The 25,910-nt window shown below is 68.7% G+C and carries 18 protein-coding genes; 8 read left to right on the top strand and 10 right to left on the bottom strand.

Translation table 11 applies throughout. From position 1 onward, the window contains the following. Positions 1-34: 34 nt before the first annotated feature. From MKD50_RS19130 to MKD50_RS19140, 3 genes are all read right to left on the bottom strand, one after another. Positions 35-1,147 (bottom strand): alkene reductase, encoded by a 1,113-nt coding sequence (locus MKD50_RS19130; protein ID WP_252668227.1) that lies wholly within the window; start codon positions 1,145-1,147, stop codon positions 35-37. A gap of 563 nt (positions 1,148-1,710) precedes the next feature. Then, a complete protein-coding gene (locus MKD50_RS19135) occupies positions 1,711-4,398 on the bottom strand; it encodes an excinuclease ABC subunit UvrA (RefSeq protein WP_252668228.1) in 2,688 nt (895 codons plus the stop codon). Positions 4,399-4,446: 48 nt separating this feature from the next. Beyond that, a complete protein-coding gene (locus tag MKD50_RS19140; protein ID WP_025581656.1) occupies positions 4,447-4,668 on the bottom strand; it encodes a hypothetical protein in 222 nt (73 codons plus the stop codon). Between the two features lie 294 nt (positions 4,669-4,962). Here MKD50_RS19140 and MKD50_RS19145 point away from each other — a divergent pair, with 294 nt between their 5' ends. Genes MKD50_RS19145 through MKD50_RS19155 form a run of 3 tightly spaced genes read left to right on the top strand, consistent with a single transcriptional unit; the run spans position 4,963 to position 7,287 of the window. After that, positions 4,963-5,946: a Bug family tripartite tricarboxylate transporter substrate binding protein gene (locus tag MKD50_RS19145; protein WP_252668229.1), complete on the top strand. Its 984-nt coding sequence runs from the start codon at positions 4,963-4,965 to the stop codon at positions 5,944-5,946. After that, positions 5,939-6,805, top strand: a complete 867-nt coding sequence (locus MKD50_RS19150) for a PhzF family phenazine biosynthesis protein (protein ID WP_252668232.1) — start codon at positions 5,939-5,941, stop codon at positions 6,803-6,805. Before MKD50_RS19145 ends, MKD50_RS19150 begins: the two co-directional genes overlap by 8 nt. Next, entirely contained in the window at positions 6,802-7,287 is a 486-nt protein-coding gene (locus MKD50_RS19155) for a RidA family protein (protein WP_115700954.1), read from the top strand. Before MKD50_RS19150 ends, MKD50_RS19155 begins: the two co-directional genes overlap by 4 nt. 17 nt (positions 7,288-7,304) lie before the next feature. On the opposite strand, the gene MKD50_RS19160 is transcribed toward MKD50_RS19155, so the two are convergent. Next, positions 7,305-8,075: a helix-turn-helix transcriptional regulator gene (locus MKD50_RS19160; RefSeq protein ID WP_252668234.1), complete on the bottom strand. Its 771-nt coding sequence runs from the start codon at positions 8,073-8,075 to the stop codon at positions 7,305-7,307. 243 nt (positions 8,076-8,318) lie between these two features. Here MKD50_RS19160 and uvrA point away from each other — a divergent pair, with 243 nt between their 5' ends. The 4 genes from uvrA (at position 8,319) to MKD50_RS19180 (ending at position 16,235) form a co-directional block, all read left to right on the top strand. Next, a complete protein-coding gene (gene uvrA / locus MKD50_RS19165) occupies positions 8,319-14,180 on the top strand; it encodes an excinuclease ABC subunit UvrA (RefSeq protein WP_252668236.1) in 5,862 nt (1,953 codons plus the stop codon). Positions 14,181-14,282: 102 nt separating this feature from the next. Next, positions 14,283-14,651 carry an endonuclease gene (locus tag MKD50_RS19170; RefSeq protein ID WP_115700947.1) on the top strand — a complete coding sequence of 123 codons (369 nt, stop codon included), beginning with the start codon at positions 14,283-14,285 and terminating at the stop codon, positions 14,649-14,651. A 35-nt stretch (positions 14,652-14,686) separates the two neighbouring features. Further along, positions 14,687-15,574, top strand: a complete 888-nt coding sequence (locus MKD50_RS19175) for an endonuclease/exonuclease/phosphatase family protein (RefSeq protein WP_371925375.1) — start codon at positions 14,687-14,689, stop codon at positions 15,572-15,574. Next, on the top strand, positions 15,561-16,235 hold the full coding sequence (locus MKD50_RS19180; protein WP_252668240.1) for a BON domain-containing protein: 675 nt from the start codon (positions 15,561-15,563) through the stop codon (positions 16,233-16,235). Before MKD50_RS19175 ends, MKD50_RS19180 begins: the two co-directional genes overlap by 14 nt. 68 nt (positions 16,236-16,303) lie before the next feature. Here the strand turns inward: MKD50_RS19180 and MKD50_RS19185 are convergent, their stop codons facing one another. Genes MKD50_RS19185 through MKD50_RS19195 form a run of 3 tightly spaced genes read right to left on the bottom strand, consistent with a single transcriptional unit; the run spans position 16,304 to position 17,408 of the window. Beyond that, entirely contained in the window at positions 16,304-16,702 is a 399-nt protein-coding gene (locus MKD50_RS19185) for a hypothetical protein (protein ID WP_252668243.1), read from the bottom strand. Between the two features lie 53 nt (positions 16,703-16,755). Further along, on the bottom strand, positions 16,756-16,986 hold the full coding sequence (locus tag MKD50_RS19190; RefSeq protein ID WP_092315677.1) for a hypothetical protein: 231 nt from the start codon (positions 16,984-16,986) through the stop codon (positions 16,756-16,758). Positions 16,987-17,039: 53 nt separating this feature from the next. Next, positions 17,040-17,408, bottom strand: a complete 369-nt coding sequence (locus MKD50_RS19195) for a BON domain-containing protein (protein ID WP_240070776.1) — start codon at positions 17,406-17,408, stop codon at positions 17,040-17,042. 467 nt (positions 17,409-17,875) lie between these two features. On the opposite strand from MKD50_RS19195, the gene MKD50_RS19200 reads away from it, so the two are divergent. Next, positions 17,876-18,442 (top strand): malto-oligosyltrehalose synthase, encoded by a 567-nt coding sequence (locus MKD50_RS19200; protein WP_115700937.1) that lies wholly within the window; start codon positions 17,876-17,878, stop codon positions 18,440-18,442. Positions 18,443-18,452: 10 nt separating this feature from the next. Here MKD50_RS19200 and treY read toward each other — a convergent pair whose 3' ends face one another. From treY to MKD50_RS19215, 3 genes are all read right to left on the bottom strand, one after another. Then, entirely contained in the window at positions 18,453-21,122 is a 2,670-nt protein-coding gene (gene treY / locus MKD50_RS19205) for a malto-oligosyltrehalose synthase (RefSeq protein ID WP_252668245.1), read from the bottom strand. After that, a complete protein-coding gene (locus MKD50_RS19210; RefSeq protein WP_240070774.1) occupies positions 21,119-23,128 on the bottom strand; it encodes an alpha-amylase family glycosyl hydrolase in 2,010 nt (669 codons plus the stop codon). Before MKD50_RS19210 ends, treY begins: the two co-directional genes overlap by 4 nt. 188 nt (positions 23,129-23,316) lie before the next feature. Continuing rightward, positions 23,317-25,860: a glycogen/starch/alpha-glucan phosphorylase gene (locus MKD50_RS19215; protein ID WP_115700931.1), complete on the bottom strand. Its 2,544-nt coding sequence runs from the start codon at positions 25,858-25,860 to the stop codon at positions 23,317-23,319. Positions 25,861-25,910: the final 50 nt, after the last annotated feature.

Genomic DNA, 25,910 nt, shown 5'->3' on the forward strand with positions numbered 1-25,910 from the left:
CTCATCTCGTCGGGCCGCCATCGCGGCGCTGCGCTCACGCAAGTTTTGGATAGTCTGTATAGCCGACGGTGGATCCGCCGAAGAACGTGGCAGGGTCCGGCGAATTGAGCGCCGCTGAAGTTCTGAGGCGGTAAGGCAGATCGGGATTGGCGATAAATGGGCGGCCGAACGCGATGATATCGGCGCGCCCGTCTGCAATCGCCTTGTCCGCGGTCTGGCCGTCGTAGCCGCCCGCAAGCATCACTACGCCTCGGTAGGCCTCGCGCATCTCTAGGATCATGGCATCCCAGCGTGGGTCTGCAACTTCATCCTTGACCGTGCCGACCATCGCCGGTTCCACAAGGTGCAGGTACGCGAGCGGCCAGTCGTTGAGGCGACGCGCGATATAGCCGAAGGTCGCTTCAGGAGTGGCGTCGCCCATGCCCATGAAGCGGCCCATTGGTGTGAGGCGCACGCCCACACGTCCTGCGCCGGCTTTCGCCGTCACGGCATCGACCACTTCCAGCAACAGGCGCGTCCGGTTCTCAATGCTGCCGCCATAGGCGTCGGTGCGATGGTTGCTGTCCGAGTTGATGAACTGGTCCAGAAGATAGCCATTGCCGGCGTGGATCTCCACACCATCCATGCCCGCTTCCATGGCGTTGCGCGCGGCCTGGCGGTAGTCCTGCACAATTTCCGCGATGCCTTCGGTCGTCAGTGCCTGCGGTGTCGGAATTTCTTTCCATACGCCATTGCCCTCGGCGTCGACAACAAACGTTTTCCCCGGCACAGGCAACGCGCTCGGGGCGACTGGCAACTCGCCGCCGGGCTGGAATGATGGGTGGGATACGCGACCGACATGCCAAAGCTGAAGGAATATCCGGCCGCCTTCGGCGTGCACGGCATCGGCCACGGCGCGCCAGCCGTCGATCTGTTCGGTGGTGTGGATGCCGGGCGTCCAGGCATAGCCCTGTCCCTGCTGCGAAATCTGCGTGGCTTCGGTAATGATCAGCGCTGCCGACGCGCGTTGCCGATAGTACTCAACGTTCATGGCGCCAGGCACATTTCCACGCTGCGTAGCACGCGATCGTGTCAGCGGTGCCATGGCGACCCTGTGATTCAGTTTCAAGGACCCGATTTCGATCGGTGCGAACAAGTGCGATGTCATGATAAAGACTCCTGTGGTTGCTCTTTGAAGGGGTATGATTTTCAGCGCCGCGAAGCGATCACCAGTGCCACCAGCGATACCGTGGCAAGACCGCTGCCTGTCGCAACCACGCCGGCCCAACCGAGATGCGTGTACAGCGTGCTCGCCAGTGCGGATCCAACCGCGTGAATTTCATCGCTTGGGGTATTCGGGTTGCGGTGCCCCAAGCTTAGGAGCCGAGAAGCGCAATTTGAATCACAACGCAGAGCAAGTCTGCGTTGCGCGGCGCGCAACGCCTACGGATTCAGATGGCGATTAAATCGGTTCGAAAAATTGTCCGGTGCGCGCTTTTCGTGATGGCGGCTTGTGGCCGGTCTCGGCCCTCGCTGGTCTTGACCCTGCAACCTCCCAACCCAGCATCGGGAAACTAGCTCGCGTTCTACTCACTGCGTATCACCGTGGGCCTTCGGCCAATGGTGGTTCCATCCATATTGTCTAGCTCGCGTAATTCTTCCTCGACCGTTCTGCTTCAGTTCGCTGCATTGCCAGGCTATTACCGAACCCGAACCTGTTCCGGGATCGGCTCAGCCGAACTCCTTCGCGAGGTAGGCCGCCGTCACGCTTGCGATGGAGACCGCGATGACGGCCGGACGGCCGCTTGCCACGATGCGCCCCCCTTCGTCGCCGGCGCCGGGTCCGATGTCGATAACCCAATCCGCCTGCGCCACCACGCGCATGTCGTGTTCGACCACGACCACGGTGTTGCCGGCGTCCACCAGCGCCTGCAACTGCACCAGCAGGCGATCCACATCGGCGGGATGCAGGCCGTTGGTGGGCTCGTCGAGCACGTACAGCGAGTCGCCGCGCTGCGCGCGCTGCAATTCGGTGGCCAGCTTGATGCGCTGCGCCTCGCCGCCCGACAGTTCCGTGGCCGGCTGCCCGAGCCGCAGATAACCGAGCCCGATATCGCGCAACGCCGTCAGGGCTCGCATCGCCGGCGCCTCGTCGGCGAAGACCTCGCAGGCCGCGTCGACGGTCAGGTCCAGCACCTCGGCGATGTTCCGGCCCTTCCAGGTGATTTCCAGCGTCTGCGGCCGGTAGCGCGTGCCGTTGCACGCCGAACAGGGCGCGTAGACGCTCGCCAGGAACAGCAGCTCCACGCTGACGAAGCCCTCGCCTTCGCACGTCGGGCAGCGTCCCTGCGCCACGTTGAACGAGAAACGGCCGGCCGTGTAGCGCCGCTTGCGCGCGGCGGGCGTCGCGGCGAACAACTTGCGTACATGGTCGAAGAATCCGGTATAGGTCGCCAGGTTCGAACGGGGCGTGCGGCCGATCGGCTTCTGGTCCACGCGCACCAGCCGGCGCACTGACTCCATGCCACCAGCGATGCGGCCTTCGGTCGGGGCATCGGTTACCGCGAACAGCGGGTCGCGCGGGTCCTCGGAATCGCTGTCGTCGGCGCGGCCCAGGTGCCGGTTCACGAGTTCAGGCAGCGCCTGGCTTATCAGGCTCGACTTACCCGAACCCGAAACCCCGGTCACCGCGGTGAAGCAGCCAAGCGGGATATCCGCATCCACGCGATGCAGGTTGTTGCGCGAGACATGGGCCAGCCTGAGCCACCCGGCCGGCTCTCGCGGCGCGCGCTGCTGCGTCTCCGGCGGCCCGAACAGGTAGGCCGCGGTGCGCGAGGCCGCGATCTCGGCCAGGCCGTCGGGCGGGCCGCTGTAGAGCACGCGCCCGCCGTGCTCGCCGGCCGCGGGCCCCACGTCGACGATCCAGTCCGCCTGGCGCATGGTCTGCGTGTCGTGCTCCACGACGAACAGCGAATTGCCGGCCGCGTTCAGGCGGCGCAATGCCACGAGCAGCGCCTCACCATCGGCGGGATGCAGCCCGGCCGAGGGTTCGTCGAGGACGTAGACCACACCGAACAGTTGCGACGAGATCTGCGTGGCCAGCCGCAGCCGTTGCAGCTCGCCCGAGGACAGCGTTGGCGTGCTGCGATCGAGCGACAGATAGCCGAGGCCCAGGTCGATCAGCGTGGACAACCGCTCCATCAGTTCCTCGGCGATGCGTTGCGAGGCGAGCCGCTTCTCGTCGGAGAGGTTGGGTGTGCGCCGCACGTCGGGGGCGGCCTTGTGCGCCGAGCCGCCGGCGGCCACGCGCCGCGCGGTGTCCGCACGCGCCGCCTTGCGGCTCAGCACGGCGCCGGCGGCACCGGCCGGGCCGGGCGGGCCGGGCGATTCGCCTTGCGCGATGGGCAGCATGATCTCGGCCACGCGGGCCAACGGCAGGTGCGTGAATTCGCCGATGTCGAGCCCGGCGAACGTCACGGACAGCGCCGCCTTCTTGAGCCGCTTGCCGTGGCACGCCGGACATTCGCGCCCGATCATGTATTGCGCCACGCGCTTCTTCATCAGCGCGCTCTGCGTGGTGGCGAAGGTCTGCAGCACGTAGCGCCGTGCCCCCGTGAAGGTGCCCTGGTAGCTCGGCTCCAGCTTGCGCTTGAGCGCGGCGCGCACCTCGCGCGGCGTGAAGCCAGCGTAAACCGGCACGGTGGGCTGCTCCTCGGTGAAGAGGATCCAGTCGCGATCCTCCTTCGGCAGGTCGCGCCACGGCGTATCGACGTCATAGCCAAGGGTGACGAGGATGTCGCGCAGGTTCTGCCCGTGCCAGGCCGGCGGCCACGCGGCCACGGCGCGTTCGCGGATGGTGAGCGAATCGTCGGGCACCATCGACTGCTCGGTGACATCGTAGATACGCCCGAGACCATGGCATTCCGGGCAGGCGCCCTCCACGGTGTTGGGCGAAAAGTCCTCGGCGTAAAGCATCGGCTGCCGCGCGGGATAGGTGCCAGCGCGCGAGTACAGCATGCGCACCAGGCTCGACAGCGTGGTGACGCTGCCCACCGTCGACCGCGCGTTCGGCGTGCCGCGCTGCTGCTGCAGCGCCACGGCGGGCGGCAGGCCCTCGATGCTGTCGACCTCGGGCACGCCCACCTGATCGATCAGCCGCCTTGCATAGGGTGCGACGGATTCGAAATAGCGCCGCTGCGCTTCCGCGTAGAGCGTGCCGAACGCGAGCGACGACTTGCCCGAGCCCGACACGCCGGTGAACACCACCAGCGCATTGCGCGGGATATCGACATCGACATCCTTGAGGTTGTGCTCGCGCGCGCCGCGCACCCTGACGAAGTTGTCCGAGTCCGTGGCGACGTGGTCCGCCTCCCGACCCGCGCGGGACTTGCGCCGGGGTGGCCGGATATCGGCGCTCATGCGCGCCTTCGCTTGCACAAATTGCCGGCCGCGACCATGTACATCCGGCTACTTGCTGCGGCGCCTGGCCGCGCGCTTGCGGGCGGGCTTGGGCGGCGTCAGCGCCGCAATCCACGCGTCCGTTGCGGCCTTGGTCATCGCCGCGGCGGCCGTGGCTGTCTGGCGCCTGCCCTCTGCCACCGCGCGCCCACGAGCCGCGCCGGCCGCCGCATTCGCGCCGCTGAGCCACATGCTCAGCATCGGGTTCTTTTTGAGCCAGGGGTTCTTCATCGCATGCTCCTTGGGACACAGCCGACGTGCCGATGCTGCAAGGCCGCAGGAAGCATGCCAGTGGCCTACCGAGGTGACGTGCGTAGTCGCCTGCGCATGGCGCCTTTGCGGTACACCGAACGTCCGAACGTCTTAACAAAGGAGCGACCGAACGGCGCCTCCTGGCCGCCAAGCGCCGGTCGTCATTCCAAGCCCCCGGCGCATGCGCATTTCGGATGGCTGAACGTCGCATGCCGGTTCGCAGCCCGCCCGACGCGTTCGTAGACTCCATGCATTCCAACAAGCGGAGTGCACATGTCCATCCTGTCCATTTCAACGCGCAAGGCCTGCTGCGGCGTGCTGGCGGCCGCGGCGGCAGCAGGTTGCGTCGGCGCGCATGCGCAGACCTGGCCATCAAAGCCGATCACCGTGGTCGTTCCATTTCCGGCTGGCGGCGGTACCGACCTGGTGGTTCGCTCCATCCAGCCGCTGTTGCAGCGTGAGCTCGGTCACCCCGTCGTGATCGACAATCGCAGCGGCGCAGGCGGCACGCTTGGGTCTGCCTATGTGGCGCGGGCTGCGGCCGATGGCTATACGGCCGGGGTGGTCACGACCAGCACGCACGCGGTAAGCGTCGCCCTGTATCCAAAGCTGGCGTACAACCCGGCAAAGGACTTCGTCTATGCCGGATTCATTGGCACGTCGCCTTATGTGCTGGCCGTCAACAACACCTTGCAGGTGGCGGATGCCAAGGCGCTTGTCAGAAAACTGAAGGCCGACAAGGCGCAGCACAGCTTCGCTTCGGTCGGTGTTGGCACCGTGTCGCACCTGATGGGCGAGCAGTTTCAGAAGCTCGTCGCGGTGCCGATGGTTCACGTCCCGTATCGCGGTGCGGCGCCGGCATACACTGATCTGATTGGTGGACAGGTGCAAATCATGTTCGACAATCCGGTAGGACTGGCGCCATACATCAAGGCACACAAGATTGCCGCCATTGCCGTGACCGCTCCGACACCGCTGCTGCCCGATGTACCGACGTTCGCCAGTCAGGGCGTGCCAGGCTTCCAGCAGCAACTGTGGTATGGCATTGCCTTTCCCAAGGGAACGCCCGCTGCGATTGTCGATCGCTTCAATGCAGCACTGAACAAGGTGCTCTCTGACCATGCCGTCGCGGCCGATCTATCGAGCAAAGGTGTGACGGCGCGCCCCGGTACACCCGCGGCACTGCAGGCCGCAATTCAAGCAGACATCCCGTACTGGGGCAAGATTGCCGGATCCGTGGGAGCTACAGGTGAGTAACGTCAGTCTGATCCGGGTTTTTGTACGCGATGGGCGAGGCGGCAATCCGGTGCCGCTGGTCGCCGATGCCGGTGGCATGAGCGCGGCAGAGATGCGCAGCGTTGCTGCCGCATATGGGCACGAGTCCGCTTTTGTATTGCCGAGCGATATCGGTTGCGACTGGCGTTTCCGATTCTTCGTTCCGCAGCACGAGATGGAGATGTGCGGCCATGCCACCGTGGGCACGCTGTGGGCGTTGCGCCAATGGGGTCGCTGGACGACCCCGGCGGCGCGCATCGAGACGCAGAGTGGCATCGTGCTGGCGTACTGGGACGATGCGCGGCAATCCGTTTGGGTCTCGCAGCCGGCGGTGCGTACCCAGGCGCTGGACGCCGGGGCATCGCGCCGAGTGGCGGCGCAACTTGGTCTTCCGGCCGGTACGTATGCGGCCACCAATGCCGCGACGAGTCGCGTCAAGACGCTCATCGCCTTGCCTTCCGTGACGGTGCTCGACAGCTTGCAACCGGACTTCTCGACGATGGAGTCGCTCTGCGCATCGATCGGCTCGACCGGGCTCTATCCCTATGCCTTTGGCGTATCGAAAGCGGATGGCCGACCCGTGATCCATGCGCGGCAATTTCCAAAGTCGTCCGGCTATCCCGAGGATGCCGCCACCGGCATAGCGGCGGCTGCCTTATGGGGCTTTCTGAACCAGACGGGGGAACTGGCTGGTCCTGATGGAACGGTGTCTTCCATCGCGGTCTGGCAAGGCGATGCCATGGGCAGCCCTTCGGAAATTCTCGTGGCGCCGCGCCACACGGATTCGGGCGAGCCTGACGGGTGCTGGCTCAGCGGCAGTGTGACTTGGAGCAATGCATGACGGGCAGCTCCCCCGAGGCGCGGCTTGCCGCAGCCGGATTCACGTTGCCAGACGTGCCAAGTCCACGTGGCAGCTATGCGCCGTATTGCGCGATCCAGGTCGGCACATCGCAATGGGTGTCGATTGCCGGCCAGGTATGCCGGCGTAACGGCGTGGCCATGGCCGGCCAATGCCGGAGCGACGATGATCTGGACCTGGCCCGCCATGCCGCCGAAGTATCGGTGCTGAATGCATTGGCCATACTGCGGCTGGCTTGCGATGGCGAGTTGTCGCGCGTGGTCCAGATCGTTCGCTTGCGTGGCTTCATCCGCGCGGCACCGGAGTTCACACGACATGCGGCAGTGCTCGATGCGGCCTCGGCGGTTATGCGCGCAGCATTCCCCGGTCAGCCGCTGCCGGCACGCAGCGCGCTTGGCGTGGCGAGCTTGCCGGACCGGGCCTGGACGGAGATTGAGGTCGACGCCATTGTGATGAGGGCCTGAAGGCGCCGGCCCCCAGGCTACGACGGCGCCGGCACCTCGCGCAGCAGCCGGTGCAGATGCCCGCTGGAGGCAAAGCCGAGGTCCATGCTGACGCAGGCCGCGGACCGGCCTCCTGCAATCAGCTTGCGTGCATGCTCGGCCAGAATACGACGCCGTATCGTCACGGGCGTCGCGCCGAACTCGATCTGACAGGCGCGCTGCAAATGTCGGATCGAAATACCCAGTTCGCCGGCCACAGTATCGATCGATGGCAGGGGCATGTCGCGTTCAAGCGCCGCATGGAAGCGCTGGACCATGCGCAGTGCGACGGACGCCGGCTCTTCGGGCATCGCCAGCGGCCGGCTCGTCGCGATCTGCGCCACGATGGCGCGCACGAGCCAGGACGCGCTGTTGCATGAGATCGTAGGCGCGAGCAGTGCCTCCAGCATCGCGATCGTCGCGGCGTCCAGGTGCATGGCGCCGAACCGCAGGCACGCCGGCAGGCGATCGGGCGGCAGATAGAGTTCCCCGTGCTGCTGAAGGCCGTGCTCGGATGCCGTCAGGTGCGACGTTGACGCATGCAGCAATACAGCAGTGCCGCGTACCAGCGAAGCGGTATGCAGTGCGTCTGGCTCGCCGGACGAATTGCTCCAAACCGTCCTGAGCCTGCCCATGCGCGGCCACAACAGCATGCCGCAGTCGTGGACATGCCATGCCCGGCGAAAAGCAGGCTGTCGGCTGTCATGCAGGGCGAATCCATGCTCGGCGGTCAGGTGAAGCTTGGGAGACAGGTGTGGATCCTTGGTCATCGCGGGCGTTCCGGCAGTCACAGGCGGAATGCCGCCGATGATACGCCGTTCCGTGGAGCGGAGTGGTGTCAGCGGAGCGCTAAATCGGCGGAGCCGCTCACGTGGGGGCTAATTCCGGTTTCATGCACCCGCCGATCCGGGCAATCGATACGAATTCGTTTCTAACCTGATAGACTGTATGGATGTACAGTGGTCCGGGGGTCTCCCGGCATTTCCTTAACGTCCTGATCCGAAAGAGAAACCGTGTCGAGCAAGCAGCTAATCCGCATTCGCGGCGCCCGCCAGCACAACCTCAAGGATGTCGATCTCGACCTGCGTCCCGGCGAAATGACCGTGGTGACGGGGCCGTCGGGCTCCGGCAAGTCCAGCCTGGTGTTCGACACGCTTTACGCCGAAGGCCAGCGCCGCTACGTCGAGACCTTCAGCGCCTACGCGCGCCAGTTCCTGGACCGGATGGACCGGCCCCAGGTCGAGCGCGTCGATGGCGTGCCGCCGGCCATTGCCATCGACCAGACCAATCCGGTGCGCAGTTCGCGTTCGACGGTCGGCACCATGACCGAGCTGAACGACCACTTGAAGCTGCTGTACGCGCGCGCGGCGGAGCTGTTCGACAAGCAGACCGCGCAGCCGGTGCGGCATGACTCGCCCGAAACCATCTATGCCGAGCTGGTCGCGCGCACGGCCGCCGGCCAGCCGCACCACGACGCACGGCTGGTGGTGACCTTCCCGGTAGAGCTGCCGGAATCGGCCACCGACGAGGAAGTCCAGCAGTGGCTGTCGGTCAGCGGCTATACGCGCGTGCAGGCCCAGCGCGTGGTGCAGTCGCCCACCGGCGCGCGCAAGCTGCTCGACGTGGTTGCGGACCGCTTCCGCATCGGCAATGCCGAGAAAGTGCGCGTGGTCGAGGCCATCGAGGCCTCGCTCAGGCGGGGCGGCGGGCGCGTCAACATCTACGTGCTGACCGATGGCGACGACGGCCCGGTGTGGCGCTATTCCACCGGCCTGCACAGCCCGGACAGCGACCTGCGCTATGCCGACCCGCAGCCCGCGCTGTTCTCCTTCAACTCGGCCTACGGTGCCTGCGAAACCTGCCGCGGCTTCGGCCGCGTGATCGGCGTCGACCTCGGCCTGGTGATCCCCGATGCGCGCAAGACGCTGCGCGGCGGCGCGATCAAGCCGATGCAGACGCCGGCCTGGAAGGAATGCCAGGACGACCTGATGCGCTATGCCGGCAAGGCCGGCATACCGCGCGACACGCCCTGGGCTGAACTGACCGAGGCCGAGCGCGATTGGGTCGTCCATGGCTCGCCGGACTGGAACGGGCAGTGGAACAAGCAGTGGTACGGCGTGATGCGGTTCTTCAACTACCTCGAGTCGAAGGCCTACAAGATGCACATCCGCGTGCTGCTGTCCAAGTACCGCAGCTACACGCCGTGCGAAACCTGCGGCGGCGCGCGCCTGAAGACCGAGTCGCTGCTGTGGCGCCTGGGCTCGAAGGACAATGCCGACGCCGTGCTGGCGCCGCAGCGCCGCTTCCTGCCGCGCGGCGTGGACTGGGACCGCACCCGGCTCGAGGCGCTGCCGGGCCTGACGGTGCATGACCTGATGCTGCTGCCGATCGAGCGGATCCGCCGCTTCTTCGACGCGCTGTCGCTGCCCAGCGCGATGCTGGACGATGCGCTTAAGCTGCTGCTGGCCGAGGTGCGCACGCGCCTGAAGTACCTGTGCGACGTGGGCCTGGGCTACCTGACGCTGGACCGCCAGAGCCGCACGCTGTCCGGCGGCGAGGTGCAGCGGATCAACCTGACCACGGCGCTGGGCACCTCGCTGGTCAACACGCTGTTCGTGCTGGACGAGCCCAGCATCGGCCTGCACCCGCGCGACCTGAACCGCATCGTCGAGGCCATGCACCGGCTGCGCGACGCGGGCAATACGCTGGTGGTGGTCGAGCATGATCCGTCGGTGATGCTGGCCGCCGACCGCCTGATCGACATGGGCCCGGGCCCTGGCGAGCGCGGCGGCAACATCATCTTCGACGGCACGCCGGCGGCGATCCGCCAGGCCGGCACGCTCACCGGCGACTACCTGGGCGGGCGCCGCCGCGTGGCCGACGCCTCGCACTGGCAGCGCCGCCCGGTCGATGGCAAGCAGCCGCGCATCGTGCTGGAGGGCGCGACCGAGCACAACCTGCAAGACGTCACGGTGGAGATCCCGCTGCAGCGGCTGGTATGCGTGACCGGTGTGTCCGGCTCGGGCAAGTCCACGCTGCTGCAGGATGTGCTGTATCCCGCCATGGCGCGGCACTTCGGCAAGGCCACCGAGTCGCCGGGCGCGTTCCGCCAGCTGACCGGCGCGGAACTGGTCGACGACGTGGTTTTCGTCGACCAGTCGCCGATCGGCAAGACCGCGCGTTCCAATCCGGCCAGCTATGTCGGGGCCTTCGACGAGATCCGCAAGCTCTTCGCCAGGGCGCCGCTGGCTTTGCAGCGCAGCTATACCGCGGGTACCTTCAGCTTCAACTCCGGCGACGGGCGCTGCCCGACCTGCGGCGGCTCCGGCTTCGAGCACGTCGAGATGCAGTTCCTCAGCGACGTTTACCTGCGCTGCCCCGACTGCGACGGCACCCGCTATCGCCCCGAAGTGCTCGAGGTAAAGATCGAGCGCGCCGCGTCCGGCCAGCCGCCACGCCTGCTCAGCATTGCCGACGTGCTGGAACTTACCGTCAGCGAGGCCGCGGCCTGCTTTGCCGGCGATGCGGCGGTGCTGCGCGTGCTGCAGCCCATCGTCGATGTCGGCTTGGAGTACATGAAGCTGGGGCAGCCGGTGCCGACGCTGTCGGGCGGCGAGGCGCAGCGCCTCAAGCTGGCGGGCTTCCTCGCCGAAGCCGCGCAGGCGACGCCGTCTCGCACCCGTGCCAGCACCATGCCGCGCCGGCTGTTCATGTTCGACGAGCCCACCACGGGCCTGCATTTCGACGATATCGCCAAGCTGATGCGGGCCTTCGGCAAGCTGCTCGACGGTGGCCATTCGCTCATCGTGATCGAGCACAACCTGGACGTGATCCGCGCCGCCGACTGGCTGATCGACCTGGGCCCCGAAGGCGGCGACGCGGGCGGGCGCGTGGTCTGCACCGGCACGCCCGAGGACGTGAAGCGCTGCGCCGGGTCGCATACCGGCCAGGCGCTGATCCACTATGATGCGGCGCTCGGGGAAGCCGGCACGCTGGCCGCCGAACGCGCCGAGGCGGAGGGCGTGCCGCTCCAGGCCGCGCTGCAGGCGCGGCGCGCGCGCCGCGAGGTCGAAGGCGAGGACGTGGTGCGCATCGTCAATGCGCACGAGCACAACCTGAAGGCGCTGAACGTCGACATCCCGCACGGCAAGTTCAATGTGGTCACCGGCGTGTCGGGCTCCGGCAAGTCGACGCTGGCGTTCGACATCCTGTTCCACGAGGGCCAGCGCCGCTACCTGGAATCGCTCAATGCCTATGCGCGTTCGATCGTGCAGCCCGCGGGCCGGCCCGAAGTGGATGCCGTCTACGGCATCCCGCCGACGGTGGCGATCGAGCAGCGCCTGTCGCGCGGCGGCCGCAAGAGCACCGTGGCGACCACCTCCGAGGTCTGGCATTTCCTGCGCCTGCTGTACGTCAAGCTGGGCATCCAGCACTGCGTGCATGACGGCGCGCCGGTGACCTCGCAGAGTCCCGAGTCGATCGCCGCGCAGCTGCTGCGCGACCATCGCGGCCAGCACGTGGGGCTGCTGGCGCCGCTGGTGGTGAACCGCAAGGGGGTCTACACGGACCTGGCCAAGTGGGCCAAGGCGCGCGGCAATACGCACCTGCGCGTCGACGGTGAATTCCTGCCGGTGGACCCATGGCCAAGGCTGGACCGCTTCCGCGAGCACACCATCGAGCTGCCGGTAGGCGACCTGGTGGTGTCGGCCGAGAACGAGGCCGAACTGCGCGCGCTGCTGGCGCAGACGCTGGAAGCCGGCAAGGGCGTGATGCACCTGCTGGCGCCGCTGGACGGTCTCGACCATGCCATGCACAACGGCGGCACCGCGCACGTGGGCGAGGTCAAGGTGTTCTCGACCAAGCGTGCCTGCCCGCAATGCGGCACCAGCTATCCGGAACTGGACCCGCGCATGTTCTCGTACAACAGCAAGCACGGCTGGTGCGGCACCTGCGTCGGCACCGGGCTGGCGCTGACGCGCGAGCAGCGCGCGGCCTTCGACGACACCGTGCTGGCCGACGATAACCGCGGCCGCGAGCAGAGCCTGCCGTCGGAAGAGCAGGAACCCGAAGGCGTGGTCGACACGCCGTGCCCGGACTGCCACGGCACCCGCCTGAACCCGGTGGCGCGCGCGGTGACCTTCGATGAAAACGCGATCGTCGACGTGGCGCAGTGGACCGTGTCCGAGACCCGCCGCTGGGTGGACGGATTGCGCCTGTCCGGACGCGATGCCGAGATCGCGCGCGACGTGGTCAGCGAGATCGGCAGCCGGCTGCAGTTCCTGGAAGAAGTGGGGCTGGGCTACCTGAGCCTGGACCGTGCCGCGCCCAGCCTGTCCGGCGGCGAGGCGCAGCGCATCCGCCTGGCGGCGCAGCTCGGCAGCAATCTGCAGGGCGTGTGCTACGTGCTGGACGAGCCTACCATCGGCCTGCATCCGCGCGACAACCAGATCCTGCTGGACGCGCTGCGCAAGCTGGGCGACAAGGGCAACACGCTGGTGGTGGTGGAGCATGACGAAGACACCATCCGCCGCGCCGACCACATCATCGACATCGGCCCGGGCGCGGGCAAGCGCGGCGGCACGCTGGTGGCGCAGGGCGGCGTGGCCGAACTGGCCGCGGCGACGGCGTCCACCACCGGCCAGTTCCTGGCCAACCCGATCGTCCATCCGCTGCAGCCGCGGCGCAAGGTCAGGCCCGGCGCCGCGGGCAAGCCGGCGGATCCGCCGCAATGGCTGACGGTGCACGGCGCGTCGCTGCACAACCTGCGCCACGTGACCGCGCGCCTGCCGCTGTCGCGGCTGGTGGCCATTACCGGGGTGTCGGGCTCGGGCAAGTCGACGCTGGCGCGCGATGTGCTGATGACCAACCTGCTCGATGCGGTGGGCCGCTCGGTGCTGTCGTCGCCGGCCACCCGGCGCGCGCGCAACGCGGCGAAGGAAGGCAACGGCGCGGCCAGGGGCAGTGCCAGGAAGCCGCTCAACGTCCAGCACAACTGGCACGGCTGCGAAGCGATTACCGGCTGGGAAACCATCGACCGCGTGCTGGAGGTGGACCAGACTCCGATCGGCAAGACCCCGCGCTCCTGCCCGGCGACCTATATCGGCGTGTGGGACACCATCCGCCGGCTGTTCGCCGATACGCTGGAAGCGCGCGCACGCGGCTACACCGCCTCGCGCTTCTCGTTCAACACCGGCGACGGGCGCTGCCCGGCGTGCGAAGGGCAGGGCGTGCGCACCATCGGCATGAGCTTCCTGCCTGACGTGAAGGTGCCGTGCGATGTCTGCCACGGGCAGCGCTTCAACCCCGAGACCCTGGCCGTGACCTGGCGCGGCAAGAATATCGGCGAAGTGCTGACCATGGAGATCGACGAGGCGGTGGAGTTCTTCTCGGCCATGTCGAACATTGCCCATCCACTGCAGCTGATGAAGGATGTGGGCCTGGGCTACCTGACGCTGGGCCAGCCGTCGCCGACGCTGTCCGGCGGCGAGGCGCAGCGCATCAAGCTGGTGACCGAGCTGAGCAAGGTGCGGGACGACATCACGCGGCGCGGCCAGAAGGCGCCGCACACGCTGTACGTGCTCGACGAACCGACCGTGGGCCTGCACATGGCCGACGTGGCGCGGCTGATCCGCGTGCTGCACCGGCTCACCGACGGCGGCCACAGCGTGGTGGTGATCGAGCATGACCTCGACGTGATTGCCGAGGCCGACTGGATCATCGACCTCGGCCCGGAAGGGGGCGCGGGCGGCGGCACCATCGTCGGCGCGGCCGATCCCGAAGCGCTGTCGCGCAACCGCGCCAGCCATACGGGCGCGGCGCTGGTGCCGGTGCTGGCGCGGGGCAACGCCGAGGCCGGCAAGGTGAGTATCGCCTGAGGCCGGTCAGGACAGGAGCACGGCGAAGCGAAAGGGGTACGGGCACGCCTTTCGCTTGCCCATGGTTACTGGCGCGCACATCGCGCCCCAACGGAGGTAACCATGAAGCATATCCGCACCAGCCGACTGCTCGCTGCCATTGCCGTGGCGGCGGCCGCCATCCCCGCCATGGCACAGACGCCGGGTACCCCGCGCGGCTCCTACGACCCGTATTCGCAGGGCGCGCGCAGCACCGACAAGTTCGACCCTTACACGCAGGGCACCAATGCGCCGACGCGTACTGACCTGGCCCCGACGGCACCTGCGGCTGCCGCGCCGGAGGCGCAGCCCTCGACCATGCCGGCGCAGCCTGGCATGCCCGGCACCACCATGCAACGCACGCCGGACCCGTATATGGAAGGGGCCCGCTGGGAAAGCCCTGACCTGGGCCGCCGCATCGGCAGGCCAAACCAGTTCCTCGACGGGGCCTGAGAATCGCGCCTTGCAACCGCTCACCGAGACCGGCCATGCGAATGCAACCGGACTTACCGTCTCTTGTAAATCCTGCCCACGCGCGTGAGCCCGGCGATACCCCGGCGGGGGCCGGGGCCCCGGCGGCATTGCATTGTCCGCCGACGCGCGCGGCCGGCCTGGCCCAGATGACGGTGGTCAGCTACAACATCCACCGCGCCGTCGGCACCGATCGCCGCTATCGCCCCGATCGGATCGCAGCCGTGCTGGCGGAACTCGACGCCGATATCGTTGCGCTGCAGGAAGTGGAATCGGGCAGCAGCAACGACCATACGCTGGAATACCTGGCCGGACATACCGGCATGCATGTGGTGTCGGGCTTTACGCGGGTACGCGGCAGCGCCGACTACGGCAATGCGCTGCTGACGCGCTTCGCCCCCGAGGCAGTGAACCAGATCGACCTGACCGTCAAGGGCTGCGAGCCGCGCGGTGCCATCGACGCGACCGTTGCCTGCACCGCCTCCGGCTGCGCCAATCCGCTGCGCGTGGTCGCCACGCATCTGGGCCTGCGCCCCGGCGAGCGCCGCCACCAGGTGCAGCAGTTGCTCAACTACGTCGCCGCCGCGCCGCCATTGCCGACCATCCTGCTTGGCGACGTCAACGAGTGGTTCTTGTGGGGCCGGCCGCTGCGCTGGCTGCACGCCTATTTCGAACACACTCCGCACACGGCGACCTTTCCCTCGCGGCTGCCCGTGTTTGCGCTGGACCGCATCTGGGTGTCGCCGCGCGCGCACCTGGTGTCGGTGGCAAGCCACCGTTCGCCGCTGGCGCGCGTAGCCTCGGACCACCTGCCGCTGGTGGCCTGTTTCGAGGTGCCCGAAGGCGGGTGGAATCAGCGGCGTACCACTGCGCACGCAAAGGAGGATTTCAATGAAACACCGTGACGATGAATACCTGCGCAGGCGCCCCGATCACCAGTACGGCAGCAACGACCAGGGTTATAGCGGCATTCCCGCGCAGGCGCGCAACCGCAGGCAGCGCAACCTGACCGCGGGCCGCTATGGCAATACCGCCGAGCGCCTGCCGCGCGATGACACCCGTCCGTTCGAAGGCGCGGAGGAGGGCTGGTACGGCAGGGAGGACGAATCCTGGCGCCGGGGGCCCGCAAGCGAACCCTGGGACGAGGCCCGCTATGAAGACGAATGGTCGCGGCGCCGCGTTCCGTATGGCGAAGAGCGCTGGGAGGGCCGGCGCGACTGGTATGGCGGGCCTGCGGGCGCGCCATACGGTAGCGCGGGCGGCTACGGCGCGCACGACTGGGACGCGCCGGCGTACCGGGACTACCGCCGCGGCGGCCCGAAGAACTACCGCCGCGGCGACGACCGCGTCCACGATGAAGTCTGCGACCGGCTCGCGCATGCGCATGAGCTCGATGTCAGCGAAGTCACGGTGCGGGTGCAGGACGGCCTGGTGACGCTGGAGGGCCACGTGGGCGATCGCCGCAGCAAGTACGACATCGAGGCGATTGCCGAACGCGTGTTTGGCGTGCAGGACGTGATCAACCACATCCGCGTGCGCCCCTACGGCATCCTGGCGTCCGAATGAACAGGGCGGCTCCGTAGCCTCAGGAGCCGCCGGCTGGTGGCTTTGCGACGCCGCGCTCTGGCGCCGGGTTAATCCCCCCGGGGCGGGCGCGGCGGATTCTCTTCGCGCTCGTCGGTGCGGTCGGCCTTGTCGACCGGCACGTCCGCCGGCAGCGCTTCCGCGGCACGCACCACTTCATCGGCAATCTCTTCTTCCGGGGTTTCCTCTTCCTCGGGGCTGTGCGCGTTTTCGTCGCGCTGCTCGAGCTCGTTCTCGATGTCGTTGGTTTCCTGATCGAGATCCGGGTCCAGCGTGCTGGGGATGTTGCCGGCCTCGGCGCGCGCCGCACGGGTGGCCGTGTTGTGGCGCGAACGGCCGCGGCCGGAAGCGGCTGGCGCGCCTTCGCGCCGGCCGGCTGGCGGGCTGCCCACACGATCGGTGCGGATGCCGGCATGCCGGATGGGGCCGGTACGTACGGTCTTGCTCATCATGCCTCCTGTTTGCCTCCTGTTCGGGTGGCTATATGGCGAATCGCTGCGGTTCAGTAATTCTCGACCGGCGGCTCGCTTTCCTCGGGCTTGCCGCCCGGGCGCTTGACCGAGGGCGGCTCGCCGTTTTCGTCGGGAATGTCGTGCTCGCGCTCGACATCATGGCGCCGGTCGCGTCCGGGCTTGCCGCGCTCGTGCTCGGTGTCCGGGCCGCCCTTGTGCGGGTCGCGGGGCTCGCTGCGGCGGCGGGTGGTGTCGTGGTCGGGCTGGCGATGGGTGCTCATCACGTCTCCATCAAGGTTGGCATGGCGCTGCCGGGCAGGCGACAGGTGGTCCTTCAATCGGTGCCGGCGCGCAGTTCATCCGAAACCGCGCTGACGCCGCGCACGGAACGCGCCAGTTCCATGGCCATCGTACGCTGTTTGTCGTCGCGCACGGTGCCTTCGAGCTTGACCACGCCGTCGGTGGTCGAAACCCGGATCTTGCCGGGGTCGAGCGTGCGCGCATTGGCCAGGCGCGCCTGCACTTCGGCAGTGATGGCGCGATCGCTGACGGCAGCGGTGTCGCGTGGCGCCGCGGTACGGCCGGTGGAAGACGGCGCCGCCGGCGCATCGGTCGGTGCCGCCATGCCCGGCGCGGAGGCCGTCATGGCCAGCACGGCCAGCGGCAACGCCAGCGCGGCGATGAAGCGGTAGCGTGCGCTCATAAGGCCCTCCTGTACATGCTGGCGGGCCTGCGGTCAGCCCGCACCTGCAATTTGCCTGCAAGCTCCGTTCCCGCATGGCCACGGGCGCAGCCAGTGCACCAGCCGGCCCACGCTGCGCGGCGGCGCGGGCTGTGCGCCATGCGGCGGCGCCGCCGGCGCGGGGCGGTGCCGCATGCGCCGTAGTTTTTACAGTGGCTGCAGAAACTGCATGGCGCGCGTGGCTGGCGCGCCGCAGTGACTGATGGCGTTGCGCGCGGGCTGCGGCGCGGGGCCTGGCGTGGCGCTTGCGTTCCGTTCTGTGCTGGCGTGCGGTCCTGTCTATAGTGAAGGAAATGCTGGCAAGAACTGGCGTGCGGCAGGTGCCGGCGAGCACCCGCAACGCCGGCCTTCCCGCCGCGGCGCAGCTTGCGGCCGGGTGCTGCCGGGCCCGACAGCGCGGGGGAATGTATAGCCGTTGCGAGGAAGCTATGAACCTAGCCAGCATTCTGTCCACCGTGGTCCTGGCCTCGTCGGTATCGGTGTCGTCGGCACCGGTCGAGCGCCAGCTGCTCGCCATCACGCCTTCGGACTTCGCCCAGCGTTTCAATACCGTCGCGCAGGACACCGGTTCCGGCCTCGCGCTGCCCAGCTTCAAGGTCAAGCCCGGATGGCACCGCGCCGCGCCCAGTTCGGGGGTGTCGGTACTGGTGCGCGCCAGCCGCGCCGGCTACGCCATCGATGAAGTGGTGGTGGTGTGCCGCGAGGTCGAACGCTGCTTCCTGACCATCTGCACCGCCGCGCTTGCCATCGACGACAGCGTCAACCCGATGCTGCTGCAGCGCTTTATCGTGGCGCGCATTGCCACCGAACTCGGCGAGGTCGGCCTGGTGATGTCGGGGCTCGCGTACATCGTGGTAACGCCCAAGGAAGACGACTACGTGGCCGTGGTGATCCGGCCCTACCTGCCGCAGGAACGCAGCGCCTCGCCGACCCAGGCCTCGCGCGGGCCGTTCGCGCCGGTCGTGTTGCAGTCGACGGCGCCGCCGCACTCCTGAGCCCGACGCCTCAGGGCTCGCGCAGCAGCAGCGCGACCGGCAGGCCGCCCAGCACTTCGCGCAGCCGCAGGCGGCCCATGGGCGCGTCGATGACATGGCCGGTCAGGGCATCGGTCCAGCGGCTCGGTTGCGGCGCACCGACGTTGAGCGTGGTATCTCCCCAGGCCGCTTGCGGAATGCGCGGCAGGGCGGGATCGACGCGCGCGGCGGCAAGCCGGGTCACCACGGTGATGGCCTGGCGCCCGTCGGCGCTGCGCGCGAACGCCAGCACCTGCGGCACCAGCGCACCCTGCGCGGCCAGCATGCTGTATTGGCCGTCGGCGAACAGCGCCGCATGGGCGCGGCGCACCGTCAGCACCTGGCGCACCAGCTGCTGTTTGATGCGGCCGTCGCGCCAGTGCGCCAGCCAGTGGGCCCAGCCCGCGCTGCAGCTCAGCCGTGCCTGCAGCCGCGCGTAGTCGGGCGGGCGTCGGTTGTCGGGATCGACCAGGCTCAGGTCCCAGCCTTCGCAGCCCTGGTAGCGGTCGGGGATGCCGGGCGCGGTCAGCTGCACCAGCACCTGCGCCAGGCTGTTGACTGCCCCGGCTGCGGCAATGCGCTGCGCGAACAGGCCGATCTGCGCCAGCACACTGCCGGTTGCGCCTGCTGTCCCGTGTGCGCAGAGGCCGTGCAGGAAGGCCTCGCAGGCGGCTTCGTAGTCGGTGTCGGGGCAGGTCCAGTTGCCATGGCGCTTGGCTTCGCGGATGGCCTTGCGCTGCCACGCGCCCACGCGCTCCAGCAAGGGCTGCGCGGCCACGCCATCGTCGGCAAGGCTCAGATCCTCCATCGGCCAGGCGCCGACCAGGGTCTGGTACAGCATCAGCCGGTCGCCGGGGTCGGGCGCTTGCGGCAAGGTCGCCAGCAGCGATGCCGAGGCAGCCTCCCACGCGGCCACGGCATCGGCCCACGCGCCCGGCACTTCGCTCAGCACCGCCAGACGCATGCGCGCGTCTTCGCCACGCTTGTGGTCGTGGGTTGCCGTGGCGAGCATGGCATAGGGACAGGCCAGCCGCCGCGCCGCCATGCGGGCGTGGAACTGCGCCGGCGGCATCGCCAGCCGGGCCGGATCGCTGCCGACTTCGTTGCGCGACAGCAGCCGGCCGTAGCGGTAGAACGCGGTGTCCTCGCCGGCCTTGGCCGCCAGCGCGGGCATCAGTTGCTGCAACCGGCGGCGCAGCGCGCCGGTCTCGCTGTCGGCCGGCGCGGCGGTGCGCAGGCAGCCGCCGATAAAGGCCAGCGCCACCGCTTCGTCGGGCGCCAGCTCGGCGCGCGCGGCCCGCATGGCTTGTTCGAGCATGGCGTCATCGGCATGCGCCGCGGCCGCATCGCGTTCGGCCGGACACGCGTCGAAGTAGCTGCGATACACCGGCACTGCGGCCATCAGCGCGGCCAGCGCGCGCCGCAGCGCCGCCCGGGTCAGGTCGCGCGTGCCGGGCTCCTGCTCGGCGCAGTCGCGCAGGCAGGCGGCGGCGCCTTCGAATTCCGTTACCAGGTGCCGCTCCAGCACCTGGCGCCGCGCGGCCTCGACCTGCGCGGGAAAGTCGCGCGCATCGCCGCTGACCGCGGCCCACAGCGCGTCCAGCGGCGCCTCGCCGTCGCCGTCATGCAGCACCGCGGCGACCTCGTCCATGAAGTCATAGCCGGTGGTGCCATGCACCTGCCAGTCCGGCGCCAGGCGCTCGCGCGGGCCAAGGATCTTCTCGACCACCAGCCACGGACGCTCCAGTCGCAGTGTGGGCGGGCGCGCGGCGGCATGGCGGTCCAGTTCGGCGCGCAGCCGGCGGCAGTAGCCGGCGGGATCGGCCAGGCCGTCGACGTGGTCCACGCGCACACCGTCGATCCAGCCTTCGCGCAGCAGTCGCAGGACCAGCGCATGGACCGCGTCGAACACCCGCTCGTCCTCCTCGCGCACGCCCACCAGGTCGCTGATCTCGAAGAAGCGGCGCCAGTTCTGCGCGGCGGCCGCGGTGCGCCACCAGGCCAGCCGGTAGTGCTGGCGTTCCAGCAAGGCATGGAGCCGGCCGCGGCCCTCGGCACGCGTGGCGTCGTACCAGGCCGCGCCGTCGCGCTCGGCTTCGGTGTCGACGCTGCCCGGTGCCAGCGGCAGCGTGTGGTCGAAATAGCGAAGATGGGCGGGGGCATCGTCGCTGGCCGGGACCCAGTGCAGTTCGCCGGCCACCACGGTGTCCCAGTACGACTGCCCCAGCATCGGCAGCAGCACCTTGCCGTGCAGCGCCGGGTCGCGCGGGGTCCAGTCGATGTCGAAGGTGGCCGCGTAAGGGCTGCCGCGGCCATGCGCCAGCACGTCGCGCCACCAGCCGTTGTGGGTGGGGTCGGCCGCCATATGGTTGGGCACGATGTCGACGACCAGGCCGAGGCCCGCGTCGCGGGCGCGTGCGGCCAGCGCTTTCAGGCCGGGCTCGCCGCCCAGCTCGTCGCGCACGGTGGTGAAATCGGTGACGTCATAGCCATGGGTGGAGCCGGGCCGCGCACCGCATATGGGCGACAGGTAGAGGTGGCTGACGCCCAGCGCGGCGTAGTAGCCGACCACGGCGGCGGCATCGGCAAAGGTGAAGCCCGGGTGCAGCTGCAGCCGGGCGGTTGCGCGTGGCAGCGCTTGCGGCGCGCCGTCAGGCATCATCGCGCGCGGACCGCGGCGGGCTCGCACACGGTAGCCACGCACGAGCGCTGCGGCAGCAGCCCGGCCGACAGGGCCGCGGCCGCGCCGGCGCTGCTTTCATGCAGCGCGGTGCTGCGGTCGTGGCACGGCCGCGTGCAGGGCACGGCTTCGTCGCCCAGGTTGAGCCACAGGCTCAGCTCCACGCCGTCCATCAGCCGCCAGCGCGCGCACAGCGCCGCCGGTCCCAGCACGTCGACGCCGGCACTTTGGCAGCCGGCCAGCCGGTGCAGCAGTTCGCGTCGCCGCACGGCGAGCAGTTCGCGGTAGTACGGCGTCCAGTCGCCGTCATCGTCAAGCTGCGGGCGCGAGGCTTCGAACGTGGCCGGGTCGTTGGGATCGGGGATGGCCGCCGCGCGGGCGTCGTCGCGGAACGCGGCGGTCGCGGCGAACTCGCGCCGGCGCCCGTCGCGCACGGCGCGCGCCAGCTCGGGCGGATGGCTGGTGAAATACAAAAACGGCTGCGCGCTGCCGGTTTCCTCGCCCATGAACACCAGCGGCACCTGCGGGCACAGCAGCTGCAAGGCGATTGCCGCCCGCAGCGCGTCGCGCCCGGCCAGTTGCGCCAGCCGTTCGCCGTGCGCGCGGTTGCCGGTCTGGTCGTGGTTCTGCAGGAAGCAGACAAAGGCCGTGGGCGGCAGGTGCGCGCTGGGCTGGCCGCGCCGCACGCCCTCCGCCACTGCGGGCAGCGCGGCCGAGCGGAACGCCGAGCGTTCGCCCTGGTAGGCAAAGCCTTCGCCCAGCACGCGCGCGAGGTGGCGCAGCGCAGGCGCGCCGCGCCCGGCGGCAGCGCTCTCGAGGTTGCCGCCGTTGCCGCCATCGGCCGTATCCGGCGCTGCGCTGTAGTCGCGGTAATAGCCATCGTCCTCGCCGGTCAGCAGCACGTGCAGCGCGTGGTGCGCGTCGTCGTTCCACTGCGCGTCGTAGCCAGCGGCCAGCAGCGTGGCGTCGTTGTCGTCGTTCTCCAGCACCAGGTGGACATGGCGCGGGCCGTCGCCATCGGCCAGCGCGGTGCGCAGTTCGCCCGGCAGTGCCGCCAGCCAGCCTTCGTCCTCGATGGCATGCACGGCGTCCAGGCGCAGGCCGTCGAAGCGGAACTGCTCGAGCCAGTAGCGCGCGTTCTCGGTAAAAAAGCGCCGCACTTGCGGCCGGCGGAAATCGATGGCCGGCCCCCAGGGGGTCTGGCGGTCCGCGCGGAAGAAGGCGCTGGCATAGCGGTGCAGGTAGTTGCCTTCCGGGCCGAAATGGTTGTAGACCACGTCGAGCAGCACCATCATGCCGAGCTGGTGGGCGCGATCGACCAGTGCGCGCAGTTCGTCGGGCGTGCCGTAGCCGGACTCCGGCGCAAACGGCAGCACGCCGTCATAGCCCCAGTTGCGCGTGCCGGGAAACTCGGCGACCGGCATCAGCTCGACCGCGGTGAAGCCCAGCGCCGCGAGCCGCGGCAGTTGCTGCGCGGCGCCCGCGTAGCCGCCGCACAGGCCGACGTGCATTTCATAGACGATGGCTTCGTGCCAGGGGCGGCCGCGCCAGTCCGGGCAGGTCCACGCAAACGCGCTGGCGGCGTCCCGTGCCGGCACGATGCTGGGGCCGTGGACATCGTCGGCCTGCCAGCGCGAGGCCGGGTCCGGCACGGTGGTGCCGTCGTCGAGCCGGAACCAGTAGCGGGCGCCCGCGCAGCCCGGCACGATTGCCTCGAACCAGCCGTTGGCGCCGCACGCCATCGGCACCGGGCCCAGCCCGGCGATCTCCACACGCACCGCCTGGCCCTGTTCGGCGGAGTCGGGCGCCCACAGCCGGAAGCGTACCTGTCCGTCCGGCAGCCAGGCCGGACCGAACAGGTAGTCCTGGGAGGGTTCGTCGTGAGAGCGGAAGGCGGATGCCGAAGGCGCGGCAAAGCAGTCGAACGGCGCCAGCGGCGGCACCGCGGAGCGGATGCCGGGGGCGAGGAGAAAGGGGTCGGCGTTCAAATTCGGCTCCTGCCTTCTGGGGGAATAGGATGCTTGCGCAATGCGAACTCCATGCCAGCAGAACGGCGCATTCGCGGCGCCACCGGCAAGCCCGCAGCGCAGCGCGGCGCGGGCTTTGTTACCTGTGGCATTGTAGAAACTACGCTGCGCCTTGCGCCCATGCCACCAGTGCGCCAAGGGTTCCCGCCTCAGGCTGCGCGCGGCCCGCTGGTGCCGGCCTCCACCTGCCAGGGTGCGCCGCTGGCGCGGTGCAGCAGCCGCACCGGCACCGGCGCGACATGCCAGACGCGCTCGCAGTATTCGCGGATGGCCCGGTCCGACGAAAAGCGCCCCGAGCGCGCGCACGACAGCACCGACATGCGCTGCCAGCGCGCCTGGTCGGCATACGCGGCCGACACTTGCTGCTGGCAATCGATATAGGCGGCGAAGTCCGCCATCAGCAGATAGGGATCGTGCCCATGCTGCGGCTCGAACAACGGGCGGAACAGGCCGGGCTCGCCGCGCGAGAAGAAGCCCTGCTGCACCAGGTCGATCACCGCGCGCAGCTGGGGGTTGCTGTGGTAATACGCCGCCGGGTCGTAGCCGCTGTCGCGCAGCGCATAGACCTCGGGCGCGGTCAGGCCGAACGGGAAGAAGTTGTCATGGCCCACCGCTTCACGCAATTCGATATTGGCGCCGTCCATGGTGCCGATATTCAGCGCGCCGTTCATCGCGAACTTCATGTTGCCGGTGCCGGAGGCTTCCTTGCCGGCCAGCGAGATCTGCTCGGCCAGGTCCGCCGCCGGGTAGATGCGCTGGCCGTAGGTGACGTTGAAGTTGGGCAAGAACACCACCTTGAGCCGGTCGCGCACCTGCGGGTCGCGGTTGACCACGTCGGCCACCGAGGTGATGAAGCGGATCATCAGCTTGGCATAGGCGTACCCGGGCGCGGCCTTGCCGCCGAACAGGAAGGTGCGCGGCTGGATCTGCGCGCCCGGGTCGGACTTGATGCGGTGGTACAGCGCAATCACATGCAGCACCGCCAGGTGCTGGCGCTTGTATTCGTGGATGCGCTTGACCATCACGTCGAACATTGACGTCGGGTCGATCACCACGCCGGTGGTGTCGCGCACCAGTTGCGCCAGGTCGGTCTTGTTGGCCAGCCGCGCGGTCTGCCACGAGTCGCGGAAGCCGGCGTCCTCGGCATACGGCTCCAGCGCGCGCAACTGCTCGAGGTCCGAGATCCAGCCATCGCCGATCGCGTCCGATACCAGCCGCGTCAGGCGCGGGTTGGACAGCGCCAGCCAGCGCCGCGGCGTCACGCCGTTGGTGATGCTGGTGAACTTCTCGGGCCACATCTCGTAGAAGTCCTTGAGCACATCCTCGCGCATCAGGCGCGAGTGCAGCTCGGCCACGCCATTGACGGCATGGCTGCCCACGCACGCCAGGTTGGCCATGCGCACATGCCGCTGGCCATGCTCGTCGATCAGCGACAGCCGCGCCAGCCGCGATTCGTCGCCGTAGAAGCGGATCCGCACCTCGTCCAGGAAGCGCGCGTTGATCTCCAGGATGATCTCGAGGTGGCGCGGCAGCACCCGCCCGAACAGCGGCAGCGGCCACTGCTCCAGCGCCTCGGGCAGCAGCGTGTGGTTGGTGTAGGCGAAGGCGTTCTGGGTGATGTGCCAGGCCTCGTTCCAGGGCAGGTCGTGCTCGTCGACCAGCAGCCGCATCAGTTCGGCAATGCCCACGGCGGGGTGGGTGTCATTGAGCTGCACCGCGAACTTCTCGTGGAAGCGCGTCACCGGGATGCCGTCGACCGCGAGCAGCCGCAGCATGTCCTGCAGCGAGCAGGCAACGAAGAAATACTGCTGCTCCAGCCGCAGTTCCTTGCCCTGCGTGGTTTCGTCGTTGGGATAGAGCACCTTGGTCAGGTTCTCGGAGGTCACCTTCTTGCTGACGGCGCCAAGGTAGTCGCCGCGGTTGAAGGTGTGGAAGTCGAACGCCTCGGTCGCGTCGGCGCGCCACAGCCGCAGCGTGTTCACGGTGTTGACGCGGTAGCCCAGGATCGGCGAATCGAACGGCACGCCGACCACGGTCTTGGCCGGCACCCAGCGCACGCGGTAGTGGCCGCGGTCGTCGGTGTAGTGCTCGGTGTGCCCGCCCAGGCGCACCTGCACCGCCCATTCGGAGCGCTGGATTTCCCACGGGTTGCCGTTGCGCAGCCAGGTATCGGTCTTCTCCACCTGCATGCCGTCCATGATGGTCTGCTGGAAGATGCCGTACTCGTAGCGGATGCCGTAGCCCAGCGCGGGAATCTCCAGCGTCGCGAGCGAATCCATGAAGCACGCCGCCAGCCGGCCCAAGCCGCCGTTGCCCAGCCCCGGCTCGACTTCCTGGTCGAGGATGCGGGCCAGGTCCAGGCCGGCCGCCTCCATGGCCTCGCAGACCTCTTCGAAGATGCCCAGGTTGATCAGGTTGTTGCCCAGGTGCGGGCCCATCAGGAATTCGGCGGACAGGTAAGCCACCGTGCGCGAGGGCTGGCCCAGGTAGGCTTCGGCGGTGCTGATCCATCGCTGCACCAGGCGGTCGCGCACGGTATGCGCGGCGGCCTGGTAGAGGTCGTTCTGGCTGGCCTGACCGGGCAGCTTGCCCTGGGTGTGGAACAGGTGGTCGAGAAAGGCCTGGCGCAGGCTGGCGCCGGACAGGGCGGTGCGGGTGTCATCGGCATGCTCGGGCCGGATGGCTTCGTTCATGGCGGGGCTCCTGCGCATGGGGGTGGGTCAAGCTTAGCGGATCGAACGGC

The sequence above is a fragment of the Cupriavidus mimosae genome, assembly GCF_023952485.1.
Lineage (GTDB): Bacteria > Pseudomonadota > Gammaproteobacteria > Burkholderiales > Burkholderiaceae > Cupriavidus > Cupriavidus taiwanensis_C.